The 16,807-nt window shown below is 66.0% G+C and carries 12 protein-coding genes; 2 read left to right on the top strand and 10 right to left on the bottom strand.

Annotation, left to right across the window (positions count from 1 at the left end; all coding sequences use genetic code 11):
- Window positions 1–45 precede the first annotated feature (45 nt).
- Window positions 46–1,176, top strand: coding sequence for a class I SAM-dependent methyltransferase (locus tag AC2IPW_RS06795; RefSeq protein WP_040274509.1), 1,131 nt, complete (start codon window positions 46–48; stop codon window positions 1,174–1,176).
- On the opposite strand, the gene AC2IPW_RS06790 is transcribed toward AC2IPW_RS06795, so the two are convergent.
- The 5 genes from AC2IPW_RS06790 to AC2IPW_RS06770 all read right to left on the bottom strand — a co-directional run bounded on the left by AC2IPW_RS06790 (window position 1,143) and on the right by AC2IPW_RS06770 (window position 7,818).
- Window positions 1,143–1,712: a YdcF family protein gene (locus AC2IPW_RS06790; RefSeq protein WP_082061347.1), complete on the bottom strand. Its 570-nt coding sequence runs from the start codon at window positions 1,710–1,712 to the stop codon at window positions 1,143–1,145. The genes AC2IPW_RS06795 and AC2IPW_RS06790 overlap by 34 nt on opposite strands.
- A complete protein-coding gene (locus tag AC2IPW_RS06785; RefSeq protein ID WP_267966309.1) occupies window positions 1,697–3,235 on the bottom strand; it encodes an oligosaccharide flippase family protein in 1,539 nt (512 codons plus the stop codon). Before AC2IPW_RS06785 ends, AC2IPW_RS06790 begins: the two co-directional genes overlap by 16 nt.
- Window positions 3,236–3,237: 2 nt before the next feature.
- Window positions 3,238–4,269 (bottom strand): glycosyltransferase family 2 protein, encoded by a 1,032-nt coding sequence (locus tag AC2IPW_RS06780; RefSeq protein ID WP_486376545.1) that lies wholly within the window; start codon window positions 4,267–4,269, stop codon window positions 3,238–3,240.
- Window positions 4,270–4,271: 2 nt separating this feature from the next.
- Window positions 4,272–5,636: a nucleotide sugar dehydrogenase gene (locus tag AC2IPW_RS06775; protein WP_235157133.1), complete on the bottom strand. Its 1,365-nt coding sequence runs from the start codon at window positions 5,634–5,636 to the stop codon at window positions 4,272–4,274.
- 64 nt (window positions 5,637–5,700) lie between these two features.
- Window positions 5,701–7,818 carry a heparinase II/III family protein gene (locus tag AC2IPW_RS06770; protein WP_486376976.1) on the bottom strand — a complete coding sequence of 706 codons (2,118 nt, stop codon included), beginning with the start codon at window positions 7,816–7,818 and terminating at the stop codon, window positions 5,701–5,703.
- A 151-nt stretch (window positions 7,819–7,969) separates the two neighbouring features.
- Here AC2IPW_RS06770 and AC2IPW_RS06765 point away from each other — a divergent pair, with 151 nt between their 5' ends.
- Window positions 7,970–9,292, top strand: a complete 1,323-nt coding sequence (locus AC2IPW_RS06765) for a putative glycoside hydrolase (RefSeq protein ID WP_235157134.1) — start codon at window positions 7,970–7,972, stop codon at window positions 9,290–9,292.
- 1 nt (window position 9,293) lies between these two features.
- Here AC2IPW_RS06765 and AC2IPW_RS06760 read toward each other — a convergent pair whose 3' ends face one another.
- From AC2IPW_RS06760 to AC2IPW_RS06740, 5 genes are read right to left on the bottom strand one after another with little or no spacing between them, the layout of a single operon-like run.
- Complete coding sequence (locus AC2IPW_RS06760; protein WP_450120933.1) at window positions 9,294–10,511, bottom strand: glycosyltransferase family 4 protein; 1,218 nt, start codon at window positions 10,509–10,511, stop codon at window positions 9,294–9,296.
- The gene (locus tag AC2IPW_RS06755; protein WP_486376544.1) at window positions 10,508–12,781 is read right to left on the bottom strand and encodes a glycosyltransferase; all 2,274 of its coding nucleotides are present in this window, start codon (window positions 12,779–12,781) and stop codon (window positions 10,508–10,510) included. Before AC2IPW_RS06755 ends, AC2IPW_RS06760 begins: the two co-directional genes overlap by 4 nt.
- On the bottom strand, window positions 12,778–13,845 hold the full coding sequence (locus AC2IPW_RS06750) for a glycosyltransferase family 4 protein (protein ID WP_100246230.1): 1,068 nt from the start codon (window positions 13,843–13,845) through the stop codon (window positions 12,778–12,780). Before AC2IPW_RS06750 ends, AC2IPW_RS06755 begins: the two co-directional genes overlap by 4 nt.
- Window positions 13,842–15,338 (bottom strand): O-antigen ligase family protein, encoded by a 1,497-nt coding sequence (locus tag AC2IPW_RS06745; RefSeq protein WP_486376543.1) that lies wholly within the window; start codon window positions 15,336–15,338, stop codon window positions 13,842–13,844. The genes AC2IPW_RS06750 and AC2IPW_RS06745 overlap by 4 nt, the downstream gene beginning before the upstream one ends.
- Window positions 15,335–16,723 (bottom strand): hypothetical protein, encoded by a 1,389-nt coding sequence (locus AC2IPW_RS06740; protein ID WP_486376542.1) that lies wholly within the window; start codon window positions 16,721–16,723, stop codon window positions 15,335–15,337. Before AC2IPW_RS06740 ends, AC2IPW_RS06745 begins: the two co-directional genes overlap by 4 nt.
- Between the last annotated feature and the right edge of the window lie 84 nt (window positions 16,724–16,807).

Here is a 16,807-nt window from a genome sequence, read left to right as displayed (position 1 = left end):
ACCGCGTGGCCGAACCGTGCACCGTTGCGGCGGAAGGAGAGCGCTGTGAGCACCTGCCGAGGATGCGGGAGCCCGGACGTCGAGCGCGTCGTCGACCTCGGCCCGATGCCCGCAGCGGACTGCTTCCCTGCCGTCGACACTCCCGTCACGGCCGACGAGACAGCGCACCCGCTCGCGATGAACCTGTGCCGCGACTGTGGGCTCGCACAGCTCGCCGAGGACGACTCGGTGCCCGACGAGCCTCGTGGAGTCGAACCGCAGGCGCTGCGCGACCAGGCCGCCGCCGCCGTACGTGCTGCGGCCTCGGAAGGTCTCCTCGTCGGCCGGACGGTAGCCGAGTTCGGCAGCCCGCACGGCGGTACCTGGCTTCCGTTGCTCACCGAACACGGCTTCCGGGTAGCTGCGGCGGGCGCCGCGGCCTCGGTGGTGCTCGACTCGTTCGGCATCATGCACGCTCCCGACCAGCGCGCGGCGTTTCGCGAGCGCGCATCGGCTGTCGCCCCCGGCGGCGTGCTGCTGCTGCAGTTCCATTCGTTGGCCACGATCGTCTCGGGGGGCCAGTGGACGGCACTCCGGCACGGGCACTATGCGTACTACTCACTGACCGCACTGCGCGCGCTGCTAGCCGAGGTGGGTCTGTACGTTGTGTATGCCCGCGAGTTCGAACTGTACGGCGGCACCGTGCTGGTCGCGGCACGGCGGACGCCGCGTGCCGTGCCGGCGGCGGAGACCCGGAACATCCTCGAGAAGGAGACGGCGATCGGTGTCACGGACGTGTCGTCGGTACGCCGGTTGCAGAGGGCAGCGGACACGCAGTCCCGCGCGCTGCGCGCCTGGCTCGAATCGTCGGCACGCCGACGGCGACGGATCTTCGCCTACGGGGCTGCGTCCCGGGCGGTAGCGCTCTTCGCACGCGCCGGGCTTGATCGGCGCCTCGTCACCGCTGTGGCAGATGCCTCACCGGCCAAGCAGGGCCGGCGCATGCCGGGAACCGACGTGCCGATCGTCGCGCCGGAGGAAATGATGATGGCGGAGCCCGACCGGGTTCTGCTCACCTTGCCGGATCTACTTCCCGAGGTGCGCGAGCGTTATCGGGAACTGGAGGGCCGCTGGGTACCGCTCGACGGGTACGCACAGGCGTTTCAGCAAGGAGGATTTATCAACGCACGCGCGTAACCGGCGGTCTGATACAGATACTGCCATGCCCATTCCCCAGGGGAGAGCCCGTCCGGACTGGCGATCATCAGTACATCGCCGGCGAAACAGCGCCGGATGATGAATCCCGCACGTGACAGATGCGGCAGGAACGTGATCACGATGATCTTCCGCCAATGCTCCCGAGCGGCCAGGTCACGAATCGCTCGCGCTTCCCCGGATGTCGTCGGAGGACGGGGTGCGAAGCAGGTCACCGTCGGAATCGACGGCTCCGCACACAGACCCGTGAGCCGATCGTCCTCACCGCCGCTGGGATCCGACAGCGCGACGTGTGCCGCGAGACCCCTGTTCGCGAGCTCGATCCCGTAGGCGTAGCGCTCCTCTCCCGGGCCACCCAGCACAACGATTGCGTCTGCCGGGAGGAGGTGATCCTGAGCGGGTGCTACGTACAGGGGGATGCCTCCGGCGACCACCACCAGGAGCACGAAGACGACGAACGACAACCGCCGTCCGATCCGGATCCGTCTCGCCCGAGCGCTCGTCACGCTCTCGTGCATGTCCGTCCCCGGAGACGAGCGATCAGCGACACCCCCGCCGCCCGGATCTCGGCGAAATCTGCCGGGGCGACCAACCTCGTGACGAGGAGATACCCGAGACCGAAGACCAGAACCTCGAGGACGAGCCGGCCGATACCTGCGACGAGCGACAGTTCGTCGGGACTCCCTCCCGATCGTTCGAAGTACATGACGGCGAAGAACATCGGGACGGACGCCGCGACAGGCGACCACATTACCCGCAGCATGTCGCGTCCGGTCACCCCTACTACCGAGCGCGTCACGGCGAGTCCCGTGACCCCGACGACAACTGCCGTTCCGGAGACAGCCAGCCCTACTCCGGACAGCCCGAGCGGAAGAAGCAGGAGGAGCAACGGGATGCCGGAGAGTATCCCCGCCCCCGTCATCCAGTTCATCCGCACGGATCGCCCGGCACCCTTGAGGGACTCCGCACTGACCGAGGTCATCGCCACTCCGATGCCTATTCCGGCCATCGACGCCAATGCGACGCCGGCGCCGCGCCAAGGTTCACCGAGCAACAACACGACAGCTGACTCGCCCAGCGCAGCTGTCAATGCCGCCACCGGCACTGTCACCCGCCATATCCATCGGAGAGACCGCAGGAATGCCGCCCGGAACCGTTCGACGTCCGAGGCGATCCTGGAGAAGGCCGGAAACAGGACATACGAGCACACCTGGACGATCGCCATGGACGGGATCAAGGCGATTCGACGTCCGTAGCGGTAGTTGCCCAGAGCCGCTTCGTCGAGACCTCGACCGATGATGGTCAGCTCGACGGCTTCCTGCGCACGTGCAGCCATACCGTCCAGCAGGAGGGGGAAGGAGAACACGGCGAGCTCGCGCCACAGCCGTACCGAGAAGTGTCCGCGGAACGGATTACAGTGCGAGAGCGACCAGCTCGCTGCAATCCATACGGCCAACGATGCGTACGAACCTATCGCAAGCGCCCACACCCCCAGCCCCTGGGCTGCGCATGCAATCGAGACCACCGCGTAGGTCAGGCCGACTGCCGGATCGACGACGACCCGGCGACTGAACTGGAACCGTCGCTGCATGACGGCATCGGGCACACTCGTAGCAGCCGTCAACAGCACCGACCCGGACATCACCGCTGCCACTGTCGCCACTTCGTCGCTGTGGAACAACCACCCGATCATCGGTGCAGCTGTCAGGACCCCGACTGCCATGAGGGATCCCGTCGCGAGGGTCACCCAGAACACGGTGGTGACGGCGTCGTCGACCTCGTTCTCGCGTTGGATCAGCGCCTGGGCCAAGGTCCCATGGGTGAATACCACGAGGAATGTCGTCAGTACCGTTGCCGCCGCGAACACACCCACGATTTCCGGGGTGAGCAGACGTGCAAGGACCAGAGTCTGCACGAAGGTGATTCCCTGGACGAGGACGAGCCCCGCCGCAGCCATTGCCGCTCCACGCCGCAAGCGTCCCGCGAGCGGTCCGACAGGAGGGGCCTCGGCGGACTCCGGGCGTTCCGTAGGCTTCGACATGGTCACCCGGATCCCCGGACGGGGCGGACGATCCGGGCACCCGCGACGCCGTATCGCCGCACAGTGCCCGAGAGGTGCTGCTTGAGGGGATGGACGCGCCGAAGCGCGCCCGGCGCGACAGCCAGTGCCGAGACCACAGTGGCAGCTCGGAGACTCGGCTTCTGGCCGAACGCGGTGCGCGCGGCGCGGCGAGCCGAGCGCACGTCTCCCTCGAGCAATGCCCACCGAGCCCGGCGGAGGGACTGGTGGTACCGCAAGCGCCGCAACGTCGGGTCCACGGCACGACGTTGGACCGGCCCCCCGGCTAGAGACAGGAACGTCGCCTGCAGTCGCTCGTCGAAGGCTTCCACCCGGGACGGATCGCGCGAGGACGAGTCCGCTCGCACCCGGCACCGCGCCAATCGGTCGTCCAGCAATCGCACGTCCCAGCCTGCGGCCGTGATGCGCAACCACAGCAGGACGTCCTCCTCGACACCGGCGGGGGCCGTGTAGCCGCCGACAGCATTCCACACGTCGCGCCGGACAGCGCCGCTGTAGTAGGGCACGATCCCTCCGAGCACATCCGAAAACGTCAGTGGCACATCCACGTGACGTTTCCGGTTGCGGTAACCGATACTTCTCAGGTACCCGCGTTCGGTGCCGTCGCCGAAACCGAACAGCGTCGCGTCGCAGCCGACCGCGGCGACATGTGGTTCCGCCTCGAAGACGGCCCCCACGCGTTCGCAGAAGTCGGGCCGCAGCAGGTCGTCGCTGTCGAGCACTGTGAGCACACGGCCGCGGGCCGTCCCTGCAGCCGCCGTGACTCCGCCGCCGTAACCCCGATTGGCCTGTCGGATCAATCCGATCCGGTGGTCGTCGGCGTATGTGCCGACAATCCGCGCGATGTCGTCCGAGTACCCGTTGTCGACCACGATCAACTCCCAGTCGCCACGGGTCTGGGACAGGACGGACTCGATCGCCTCGGGAAGATACTGCTCGGTACGGTACGCGGTCGTGAGGATACTGAAGAACGGCTCTGGGGACTCGGCGTCCACGGCTACCAGCCCGTTCCCACGTAGCCTCCACGTCGCCGCCGGTCCTCGGCGTGAGGCAGGCGGACCAGGTCCACGATCACATGGTCGGCGCCGGCTCGGTCGAGAGCAGCGACGGCCCGTTCGTCACGAGAACCCGCGATGAGTACCTCACCGTGCGACAGGACCTCGTCGGGATCGTCGGTCAGTGCAGATCCGATGTGCGGCAGGCGATGGTCGAGGAATGCCTGATTGGATCCCGTCAACCGCGACAGTGCCACGTCGGCGTCGTAGATCTTGAGATCGAATCCCTTGCCGATCAACCGTTCGGCGAGCTCCACCATCGGGCTCTCCCTTAGGTCGTCCGTGCCCTGCTTGAACGACAGCCCGAACAGCCCGATCCGGTGTCGATCGAGCGACAGCACCAGATCGACTACGCGGCGGAGGTGGACTTCGTTCGAGGTCAACACATTCGAGAGCACAGGCACCTCGACGTCGTGTCGGCGCGCGGTATGGACGAGAGCTCGTACGTCCTTGGGCAGGCAGGAACCACCGAACGCGAAACCGGGCATGAGATACGCGGGGCTGATGTTGAGCTTCGTGTCCGACACGAAGATCTCCATCACGGCGTGCGAGTCGAGTCCCAGCGCTCCGCAGATCGCACCGATCTCGTTACCGAAGTCCACCTTCAGCGCGTGGAAGCTGTTGTCCACGTATTTGACCATCTCGGCCACGGCCGGCCGAACTCTGAATCGGGATCCCCCGAAATCTTCGTAGAGTGCCATGACCTGCATCCCACTCCGGGGATCGCTCTCGCCCACGACAGTCTTGGGCGGATCGAAGAAGTCCTCGACGCTACTCCCCTCACGGAGGAACTCCGGATTCACGCACACGCCGAAATCGATGCCGGCACGCTTTCCTCCCGACGCCGCCTCGAGACGAGGCACGAGCAGGCTTTCACAAGTGCCGGGAACCATCGTGCTGCGATAGACCACCACATGCCAGGAGTCCTTCGCCGCCAACCCCGCCCCGATGATGTCGGTGACCCGTTCGAGGTACTCGGTGGACAGGCCACCACCGGCCCCCGAGGGGGTACCGACGCAGACTATGGACATATCGGTCTCGCACACGGCGCGGACGGGGTCGTCGCTCACGGTCAGCCGCCCGCTCGCTACAGCTTCGGCGGTGATGTCGGCGATCCGTCGTTCGACCACCGGCGCCTCACCGCGAGAAAGACATCGGAGCTTCCTGGGATCGACGTCCAAACCGACGACCGAGTGACCCCGGCTCGCGAGGCATGCTGCGGAGACACATCCGACGTACCCGAGACCGAAGACGCTGAGCTTCGAGCGCGTCGCGTCTATCCGATGATCCAACTTGACTGATTCCACGTTTTCACCGCCCAGATCAGACCGTCAACCTCGCAATCGAGCATATAACAGACTTGAGGTTGGTTTAAGTCCTTACGCGATCCATCTCGAAGGCAACCCGATGTGGACCGTCCAGGTCGATCCACTCCACTTGCACCCGGCCTTCCTCGACGTCGACGCGAAGATCGGCTATCGACCGAGCCGGCAGCACCGCATGCGGTCCGGGTGCACGGGACTCAGGAAACGGAAGGAGCACCGTGGCGCACACAAAGGGCAGATCGGCATGGCAGCGGACGCTCGGCGCCCACGCGGGCACGCGGTGCTCGAGCTCACGCGACCACCAACCGAGCGCGCTGTCATCGTCCCCGCGAACGGCCTCCGTCGTCACGACCCCGCCGCTGACCGCATATGCGAGTTCCAGCACCGGTACGCCGCGCCGCCGAGCCCGGTGGCCGGCACCGGCGGGCTCGACCTCGAGATCGGGGGCCATCGGCCAGGACACATGCACGTCGTGTCGGCCGCGGCCGGTGAACAGGTCCAACACGAGCACCGACTTCAGCGTCGGTGGTGCCATCACACGGCGACGGTGGACAACAGGCGCCGGAAGTCTTCGGTAGCCGTCGTGTTCGGCGTCGACGATGCCACCGAGAAGATCGATCTCACGAACCCGGACCTGCGCATGCCGCATCCACAGGAAGGGACCGCCGCGTACGGACTGGTCGAGCCCGTCCACACACGCCGTCGCATGAGCGCGCGTACTCCTGTGGGCCTCGCGCCATTCCGGATTCCGGTAGTAGCTCCCCGTCCCCGGGTCCCCGATCAGCGACTCCCCGGCGAAGTTCAGACTCATCGCCAACGCATCCGAGTGGCCGTGCGCGGCAATCGACAGGTATCCGAGTGCCCCCACATCCATGAGAATCGTCCGTGGGCCGGACCGCAGCACTGCCATACCCCCGTCCGGCGCGAAGGCGGAACCCGCTGCCGTCGTTCGCAGGGTGATCTGCTCCCGGACCTTCACAGGACGCGCTGACGACAACCACGCCGCCGTCAGCGACTCCGGAGATTCCACCGCGCCGGCCGGCCTGTCAGCCAAGAAAGCATCCACGATTCCGAGATGTTCTCTGACCGTTCGGCGTGGTTCCGGACCGAGCCGTACCGCGAATCCCTGGTCGTCGTCGCCGTAGTGCGGCTCCGGGTCACACTCACCGATCACTGCCTCGAGATACTCCCTGCTGCGGAAGATTGCGGCAGTCAGGCGGTCCGGCGCGTGACCGTATCTGCGAAACAGCACAGCAGCGACGACGGTCAGCAACTCCACGACGAAGACCTGATAACCCAGTGTCTGCTCGGCACCCGCGCCGTCCGGCAGAATCTGCCGGTCAGCTTCCACGGCCAGTGCCGCGACCGCGTCCGCCTCCCACCGCGCGGCATGGCGCAGCTCCGGTAGGAGCAGAGCTACGATCGCCGGCCCTGCCAGTTCTCCCACAAGATGGTTGTTGGCCGAACTGAACCGCGAACGATCCTGCAGACAGCGTTCCGCACCGGCCGCAAGCATCCGTACGGCCCGGGCGAATCGCGCCTCCGTCAATGCCTGGGCGTCACGCAGTCCGTCCAGTGTCAGTGCGACCGAGATCGAGCGGATACCCGCCTCGAACGCACCGCGCCATGCGATACCCCATCCCGGTGGATTCCGGACTATCCAGGAATCGAGCTGGGACAACGCAACAGTAGCGAAACGCTCTTCGCCGGTGAACATCCGAGCCGATGCCAGCCACGGAAGGTGCTGCAGCCGGTTCAGTTCCCAGATCCACTTCGGGTCACCCGGTCCCCTGCGGTGATCGATCCGGTGAGCTGGTTTCGACGGCCACTGCACACCTCGAAGCGGATCGGACCACCAGTCGATCGGGGTGTCCAGCCGGACCTCCGGATCGGCGAAGAACTCGAATCGATTTTCACATGTCCGCTCTGCAGCCCGGATCAGCGCCTCGACTTGGAGAGGGAGCCGATCCGCGATCTCCTCGGCTCGGGTCTTCCCGAACAGCAACGCCCCCCCTGCCCCTTCGCGGAATGCCGACAGGGCATCACTCCAGGTTCGGTGACCGGATCCGAGCAGTTCGGAATCCGTGGGGACTCCGTACCTGCCGCCGGACCGATAAGTACGTCCGACGCCACGCAGGCGCCAGACCACCTCCGGGGCACTCATCGAACCCAATCTGTGTGCATACCAACCGAGGTTCATCATGTCTCCGCTCGAAATCAGTCTGCGCCGGACGGATGACAACCGCCACCCCCCGTGGAAGTCTGAACATGTGATCGGTTCGACCATGTGGCAACGCCGCGTACAGCGTTCGTGTGTGACCCTCGCCGTCGCCCTCCTGGCATCGGTCGCGGGATGCAGTACATCCGACGGCGTCCCGCCGCCCGTGCCGTCCGACGCAGGCCTCCTCACGTTCCCCAGAACAGCCACGTACTTCCTGTTCCAGCACGATCTGCCGACCGCGCAAGAACTCGCCCAGTACGACGTCGTCGTCATCGACAACGAGTGGGGCCACCGAATGCCGCGGGACTTCTTCGACGACGTCCGGGCAGCAAACCCGCGAACGCGCCTCCTCGCCTATGTCAACTTGATCGACCATCCCGACCGGCTCGGTTCCGAGGAGTACTGGCGCAATCGATATCGTCTCTGGCAGTTCGATTCTCACGGAGAGAGCCAGTTCCCCGACGAGTGGCTGGCGAAGCGCGCGGACGGCACGGTGGTCAGCGAATGGCCCGACACGTCGATGTCGAACCTCACCGACCAGGGACCGAGAGTGGACGGATTGTCCTTCGGCAGATACGCGGCCGACTGGGTGGTCGACACGGTGTGGTCGGAGGGGGTCTGGGACGGCATCTTCCTGGACGTGTGGGGCGACCGAATCTACAGCGCCGATTCCGACCGATGGGATATCGACCGGAACGGCACGGATGAGGCCGACGCGCAGATCTACGGCGAGGACATGCCGTGGGGCAGGGGAATCGAAGAGGCCGAACGCATCATGCGCGACCGCATGCCCACTGCCCTGCTCGTCGCCAACGGAGACAGAACCCTGCGCGATCGACAACTCGACGGGCGGGCATGGGAGAACTTCGCCGACCCTCGTGCCGAGCGTGATCCCCGCTTCGACATCGAGCAGTACATTCGTCTCACCGCGCGGGGCGATCATCGGGAACCGGGACTGGCCATGACCATCAACAAACTCGGTCCCCAACCCAGCTCCGAACGCGAACTCACCCGTGCACGGTTCTTCCTGACAGCCACACTTCTGCAGGACGGCTACTGGGCGCCCATGGGATCTGACTACGGCGAACCCGCATACATCGACGAGATGGACGGCGGTGGGCTCGGCAGCGGATACCTCGGCGACCCGATAGCCCCGAATCCGACGCTCGCACATGTCGAGGCGCAGTATTCCGGAACTGCAGGAATCGGGATGGTTGCACCGAATGTCTTCCGCCGCGACTTCGACCACGGCATCGTGCTCGTCAACAGCAGCGACGAGCCGGCGACCGTAGCGCTGGGCGGGACGTTCCGGCACCTGACCGGCACCGCCGACCCGGAAACCAACGACGGAAGCACTACGGATCGTGTGACGATACGTTCGTACAGCGGTGTGGTCCTGTTGCGCAACAGCCAATGACTCACCCCGCGACCTGCGGAAGTGCAACGTCGTCGCGGAACAACGCCCCGTAACATCGAAGAAGGTTTTCTCGCGACGTCCGCCACGACAGTTCCTGCTCCACCCGCGATCGGCCGAGTGCCCCCATCCGGGCACGCAACTCGTCGTCCCTCAACAGGATGTCGACCGCTCGTGCGAAGGCCTTCTCGTCGTTCGCCGGCGCGTAGAGCGCAGCGTCGCCGGCCGAGACACGGGCCTCGACGAGGTCGAACGACACCACCGGCCGGCCGATCGCCATGTACTCGACGATCTTGTTCATCGTCGAGAGGTCGTTGAGCGGATTGCGCGGATCCGGCGCGAGGCACACGTCCGCGGTGGACAGACAGCGTTGCACGAACTCGTCCGGCACCCGGCCTGTGAACTCGACGACGTCGTCGAGGCCGAGGTCACGAGCGAGCGCCTGCATGGCCTCGAATTCGTCCCCGGCACCCATGCAGATGCAGTGCACATCGTCCCGGCCGAGGTCCCGGTGCAGATATGCCACGGCACGCAGGAGATAGTCGATTCCGTCCTGCGGTCCCATGACGCCGAGATACGCGAGGAGATAACGCTTTCCCCTGCGCAACTCCGGATCGGGAGCGCGCCGCACGAATCGTTCGAGATCGGGCGCACTGCGCACCACGGTGACCCGGTCCGGCGCCACATGTCCACGCCCGATCGCGATCCGGCGGTAACTGTCGTTGGTTGCAATGACTGCATCCGATACCGCGAACGTCAGCCGTTCGAGCAGCCTCGTCGCAAGGTACAATATGCGTCCGCCCCCGGGAAAGCGCGACTGGAACAACTCCGGCACGAGATCGTGGTGATCGAATACAAATCGCGCTCCGCCCGGACGCAGAACGAGTGCCACGACGAACAGCAGGTCCGGGGGGTTGCACGCGTGCACCGCGTCGACGCGGCCTTCGCGCCGCACTTTCAGCGCCAGCCGGGTGGTGTGCCACAGGGCCGCGGTGTACTCCCTGAGATAACCGGCCGGCCCTCCGGTGGCGGCGCGGAGAGGATAGCGGAGGATCCGAACACCCTCGATCGTGACCTCCGGCTCCCGATCCTGCCCACCGCCCATCGGGCAGATCACCGTCACCTGGTATCCCGCCTCGGCCAGCGACCGGCTCTCTTGCCATACCCGACGGTCGAACGGCACCGAGAGGTTCTCCACCAGCACCAGAATGTGTCTCTTCATCGCTGCCCTCCCAGGGTCTCGACGAGAAGCTGCTCATATGCGCGCGCCGTGTCCTCGATCCGGAAGTTCTGCTCCACACGCATTCTGGCGCGCTTACCCATCTGCACTCGCAGTTCGGGGTCCCGAGACAATGCGAGTAGACCATCTGCCAGTCCCTCCACGTCACCGACCGGCACCAGATATCCTTCCGCGCCGTCGGTGATCAGATCACTCAGGCATCCACAGTCGGTCGCGACCACAGGAACTGCGGCAGCCATCGACTCCAGTACCGCGAGCGGCATCGCCTCGTGCACCGAGGAAAGGCAGGTCACGTCGAATCCCGGAAGCAGAACGGCGACGTCCCGACGAGTCCCTACGAAGAGCACACGATCTGCGATACCGAGTTTCTCTGCCAGGCAGATCAATTCTTCCATTCGCTCGCCGTCCCCGACCACCACCAGACGTGCCGGACGCAGCAGCGGAAGTGCCTTGGAAAATGCCTCGAACAGCACGTGGTGCGCCTTCTGCGCGCTGAGCCGGGCCACGACGGCGACGACGAAGTCCTCAGGACCGAGGTCGAGCGCCTGCCGCGCGCGCACCCTGTCTTCTCCGGTCGGGGGGTCCCCCACCGCGATGCCGTTGGGTATGACGACCTCCGAGGTTCGGCTCCACCGGGATCTGCCGACGCCCTCGTGCGCGTGCAGATAGTCCCGCTGGCTGTGCCCGAGGAGAATCATGGCGTCGGCAAGCCACAGCGAGGCGACGGTCCATCGCGGAAGGCATCTGCCGCCTTGCGATACGAGATCCATGTCGTGAACGGCAACGAGATCCGCCCGCACCCCGGCCGCATGTGCGGCGATCCGGCCGAGAGCCAGGGCGGCGCGGTGATGATGCGTGACGAGCACCGCATCGGTCCGGTCCCGGCGCAGCGTGTCGATCAACTTGGGCAGCGTCGTCAGGTCCCAACGGTTTCGCCGGTCCAGCACTTCGACCTGGATGCCGGCGTCCCGGTAGTCGTCGGCAAGCGGCCCGGCCTCGTGCAGGCAGACCAGGCGCGGTAGGACCAGACGTCTGTCGAGACGCCGGAACACGTCGAGCATCACGGTCTCGATTCCACCGACGAAGGTGCGGTCGAGCACGAGGGTGAGCCGGACCGGACTCCGGGGTGGACCGGCGGCCTCCTCCAACGCACGTTCACTCTCGGCGACACTCTGCGTCAGGGTGAAGGAAGACTCCACCCGCGCACGGGCTGCCTGCCCGAATCGCCACCTCAGATCCGGCGAACGCAAGAGGGTGAGCAGCGCCTCGGCCAGCGCTTCCGGATTTGCCGGCGGCACCAGGATCCCGGTGGTGCCCTCATCGAGCAATTCGGAGACGCCGCCGACGTCGGTGCACACCGCAGGACGTGCGGTGGCCATCGCCTCGAGCAGCGCTATCGGGAAGCACTCGACGGTGGAGGACGTGAGGGCGAAGATGTCCAGGGCCCGCAGGACGTCCCTGACGTCCGATCGAGCTCCGGTGAACACGACGCGGTCCGCGATCCCGAGTTCACGCGCGAACCGTTCGAGACGAGCACGCTCGGGGCCGTCACCGACCACGAGAAACCGCGTCTCGGGTACCTCTGCGAGAACGCGGCGGGCCGCGCGCAGGAGTGTGCGGTGATCCTTCTCCGGACGCAGGGCGGCGACGATTCCCACGATCGGTTCGTGCGATGGGATTCCTAGTGCAACTGCGACATCCCGATTCGGTGACGGGATGAATTCGTGCGGCTCGACTCCATTGTGAACGACCCGGATCTTGCGCTGCGGGATTCCGAGATCCTCGGTGAGGTACCTCGTCTGCGCGCGTGCCACGCCCAGGAACATGTCGGTGAACGGTTGCAGCACCTTGTCGCAGATTCGACGCCATCGACTGCGTGGGTCGATGTCGCCGCAGTTGTGCACCCACACCGACAAGTGCGGCACCCGCGCCCACACGGCCGCGATCCTGCCGAGACTCTCGGCGCTGTATCCACGAGTCACCACTACGTCCGGCGCGAATAGACGCATCTCCCGGCGGAGCTCGACGAGCGCCCGTAAAGCCTGCCTCTTGCTCCTGTGCAGCGCATGGGCGGAAATTCCTTGTGCCTGGAGCTCGCCGAAGAGTTCCCCTTCGCTCCCGATGCAGATCAACCGAGCCGTGAACCGGTCGGGGTCGAGCCGCGGCAGAAGCGTCACCGCGTGCCGTTCTGCGCCGCCGATCCGCAGGTCGGGGACCACGAACATCACTCTCACCGGCTGTTGCGTGCTCATCGTCGGAGCTCCTCGTACAGGTCGTCGAATCGACGCCACACCACGTCCACATCGAAGTCGGAACGGATTCTCTCCCAGGCCGCGAGGCCCAGCCTGGTGCGCAGCAACTCGTCGCACAGCACCCGTTCGAGGGCTGCGGCCAGAGCAGTCGTGTCGTCGGCGGGGATCAGAACCCCACACGAGTCGTCGACGAGGTCCGGAATTCCGCCTGCCGTGCTGGCTACGACACACAATCCTCGCGCCATGCCCTCGAGAATTGCCATCGGCTGGCCCTCGTCACGCGAGGGCAGTACCAGTACGTGCGCACTGTCGAGCAACTGGGGCACCGCCTCCGGCGGAACCCAGCCGGGCAGCGCGACCGTGTCCGTCAACGCCAGTGCACGGACCCGTTCACGCGCGCGCCCTACTTCTCCGTCACCGGCGACGGTCAACCGTGCGTGCGCGGAGGTCGTCCCTTCCGCAATCCGAGCCCAGGCCTCCAGCAGCGTGAATGTGCCCTTGCGGTCGCCGATCTCGCCGAGGAACAGCACGTGCAGGGGTCCGTTCCGGCTGGACTGGTCGACTCTGGTTGCAGGTCGGACCGCATTCGGGACAACTACGACCCGGGCATCGGGTGCAATCTTCTGCAATCGTTGTCGCCAGCGCTCCCCCAAGGCGACCACGACCGCAGCGCGCGCGAGTGTCGAACGGATGAGCAGTCGGATCGGGAAGGGCGCGCGATCGTGAAATCTGTCGAACGAGGAACCGTGCACATGCAGCACGACCGGCACTCGGAAGACGGACGCGACCCAGGCCAACGTCGCCTTCCGGATGAAGCTGCCCGCTATCGACGTGTGCAGGTGCACCACGTCGGGACGATCGTTGACCAGCGCACGAAGGAAGACGACGAGGCCATTCGCGAATGCACCGATCCGGGCGGGCTTGGATCCGTTTCGGTGCGTACTCACGTGTTCGATGTCCCACCGGTCCCACAGCGGCGTGTCGTGCATGGTGCGCACGAAACTCCCCACTCCACCGCGGGTGGTCATGCTCGTCGACGCCCACACGACATGGCGCCGCGTCATCGCTTCACGCTCCCGGCCTCGGCTGTGTACCGGTCGGCGCATCCGATCGCGACCCCTACCAGCACCATTACGGCAGCGTTCGGAAAGTCGAAGAATCGCAGATCGACCGTCAATCCGGTGATCGCCATTACCATCAGTCCCAGCAGGCCCAGAAGGGCCGTCCGGCGGCCGTCGAGTCCGTATTCGGGCAGAATCCGATACGCCCGGAACAGCCGCACCGCGAGCAGGACGACGACGGCAATCCACAGCCCCAGGCCGATCAGCCCGAGTTCGGCCGCGATGCCGAGCTCGTTGAAGTGGGAGGAGATTGCGAAGCCGCGAATCCACGGCACCTCCGGCGACCACTGCTTGTGGTGGTAGGTGTTGACGGCGGTGAATCTGCCTATCCCCCAACCCGTCAGCGGCTTCTGCCCTATCGCCCACAGGGCGGTGCCGGCGGTGTTGAGCCGGTCCTGCACTTCGGCCGGTGAGCCGACGCCCCCGGCCGAACGATCGGTTCCGGTGAACCGTTGCCAGTTCGTGGCGATGGCGATCACCGCCGTGGTTGCCGCAAGTACGAATCCGGTTCGGAATCCTCGTGCCCACAGCATTCCGGCGACGATCACGAGCGCAAGACCGAGCCACACCGCACGGGTATGCGTGAAGTACACACCGTAGGCGCACGCGACCGCGATGACGGCAGCACAGAGCCGGCGAAAGCGCGGCTCTGTGCGTTCCGACGACAGCACGAGCGCGACAGCGAAACCGAGAATGAGCACCATACCGTTGACGACCGGTTGATTGAAGATCCCGACAGCGCGTCCCTCCCAGATCGGAGCCGTCACTATGTACCGCGGCCATACGAGAGCCTTGGGGCCGAGGAACTGCATGATGCTCACTGCTGCCGAGTACGCTGCCAGCACTGCGACGATCCACAGCAGTGCTCGAATCGCCGACACCCGCACGAAGACGTATCTGCCCACGAGATACGCAGTGAAGGGGATCAGGACACCGGTCAGAACGAAGCGCGCGACGGACAGCGACGCCCCGGTCACGGGAACGGTCGCAAGGTATCGGTGCGTCGCGAGCATCGAACCGATGTTCCATACCACGTACAGCGCCATCGCTGCCTCGACTGCGCCGACGCGCGCGTCGGCTGCTGATGTGGTGTACATCCAGATCCCGAGTGCGGCAATCACCCCCGCATAGGCAAGTACGAACGGATCCACCGGCAGGATCGGCGGCAGCGCCACCCGGAGAAACGTCGTCAACAGGAGCAGGAACAGCGCGACGACGGGCGAGCGGAGACCGGCGGCAACCATCGCGCCTGCAACTGCCGCGAGGAGCAGCAGCACTGGGAACTTCGCTGGAAACCCGGTCGCGACAGCAGCGATCGCGAGGACTGTCGCCGTCGCAGCCGCGATCAGGACGAGGTGGACGGCTGTGAAGGATCGGGGCAGCAGACGCTCGGTCGACGCCGGTCCGCGGGTGGCCGGGTGCGCTGCCGTCGTCATGGGCGCATTCCTGGAGTCTGCGCAGGGGTACGGCCGAGGTCATGGTGATTGTGCACAGCAGCGGACCAGGAGATCTCTTCCGCAGGCGGGTACGGCGCAGAAGTATCGCCGCGCGGATCCACGACGACCGCTCCGAGGAGGTGGGCGTCCACCTGAGTGAGCAATCGGACGGCCTCTGCCGCGTCCGGCTGGCGTGCGCGGCGCCGGTCGAGTACCAGGACAGTTTTCTGTGCCGCCGCGCAGAAGATCTGAGCGTCGGCGTCCTCGGTGACCGGCGCGAGGTCGAACAGTACGACGTCGGCTTCACCGCGGAGCTGCTGCAGCAGTGCCTCGAGCCGTTTGCCGGACAGCGGCACAGACTCACCGGTCGTATCCCGCATGCTCAGTACCCGGAGTCCATCGCCGGGTGCCTCTGCACCGGCGCCGGCAACGGTCGACGACGTCACGTTCTGAGGAATCACGACGATACGGGCGCCGGATCGACTCCAGCGTCGGGCCACCTGGCGAGCGACTTGTCCTGTCACCTCGCCTCCGGTCGGCGACGTCAGGGCGACGGTGCGGAGCCCGCGAACCTCGCCGGCGGCGAGGGTGTTCACGAGGTTGTGGAACGCGAGCTGACGTGCTCGATCCGCCGAGGTCGAACCGCCGGCCGGGACGACCCCGAGCGACTCGATACCGAGGCGCTCCCGAACATCCTGGGTGGTGCTGATCCGCCGCATGACGGAATCGAGTGCGAGCGCCACGAGTACTCCGAGCACCATTCCCCCCAGTAGACCGAGTGCCACGTTCCGGAAGAGGGATGGCGAGTCCTCCGAGACGCCGGCATTCAGCTGCAGATCCTGGATCTGGTTGGTCGCGTCGAGTTCGAGCTCGCTGATCTGCGCCTGCAGCTGAGCGAGCGCCACGTTGTCGGCGATTCCCGGCCGTGATCGCTCTTCGTCGAGTCGCTGGCGCAATTCCTCGAGGGATCCTTCCCGCCCCCGGTCGCGCACGGAGTTGACATCGTCACGAAACGTTCCGGCCATGATGCGGGCCGCCTCTGCAGCGGTCTCCGCGTCTCCCGCCGTAGCCTCGACGAACAGGATCGGTCCGGCCGCCGCAGTGCGAGCGGAGAAGGACGTGTCTGCGGGAAGGCTCCCGACGACACGCAATTGCTCCTGATACGAGGAGTCGTTGAACAGATCCACGTAGCCCTGCACGAGAACCGCGTCCTGTTCCGGCGCGCGATTCTGGGACGACACGATCAAGGCCGAACGGCCCGTGTACTCCGTAGCACTCTGCCCTGTCGTCCACACTGCTCCCCCCACTGCCAGCAGCGTCGCCAGCACCACGATGGGCCAGTAGCGGGCGAGGTGGCGAATCCGATCATTGAGTGTGCTGTCCACAGCCCCTCCGCAGCACCGGGGAGCGCTTCGACGCTCCGAGTTCATGAAGGCCATTCCCGACTCGGGTAAGAATCTACCCGATAA

This window comes from Rhodococcus sp. NS-SX18, from assembly GCF_057367935.1.
Note: the sequence above shows the minus strand (reverse complement) of the source record. Positions and strands in the feature narration are given on the sequence as shown.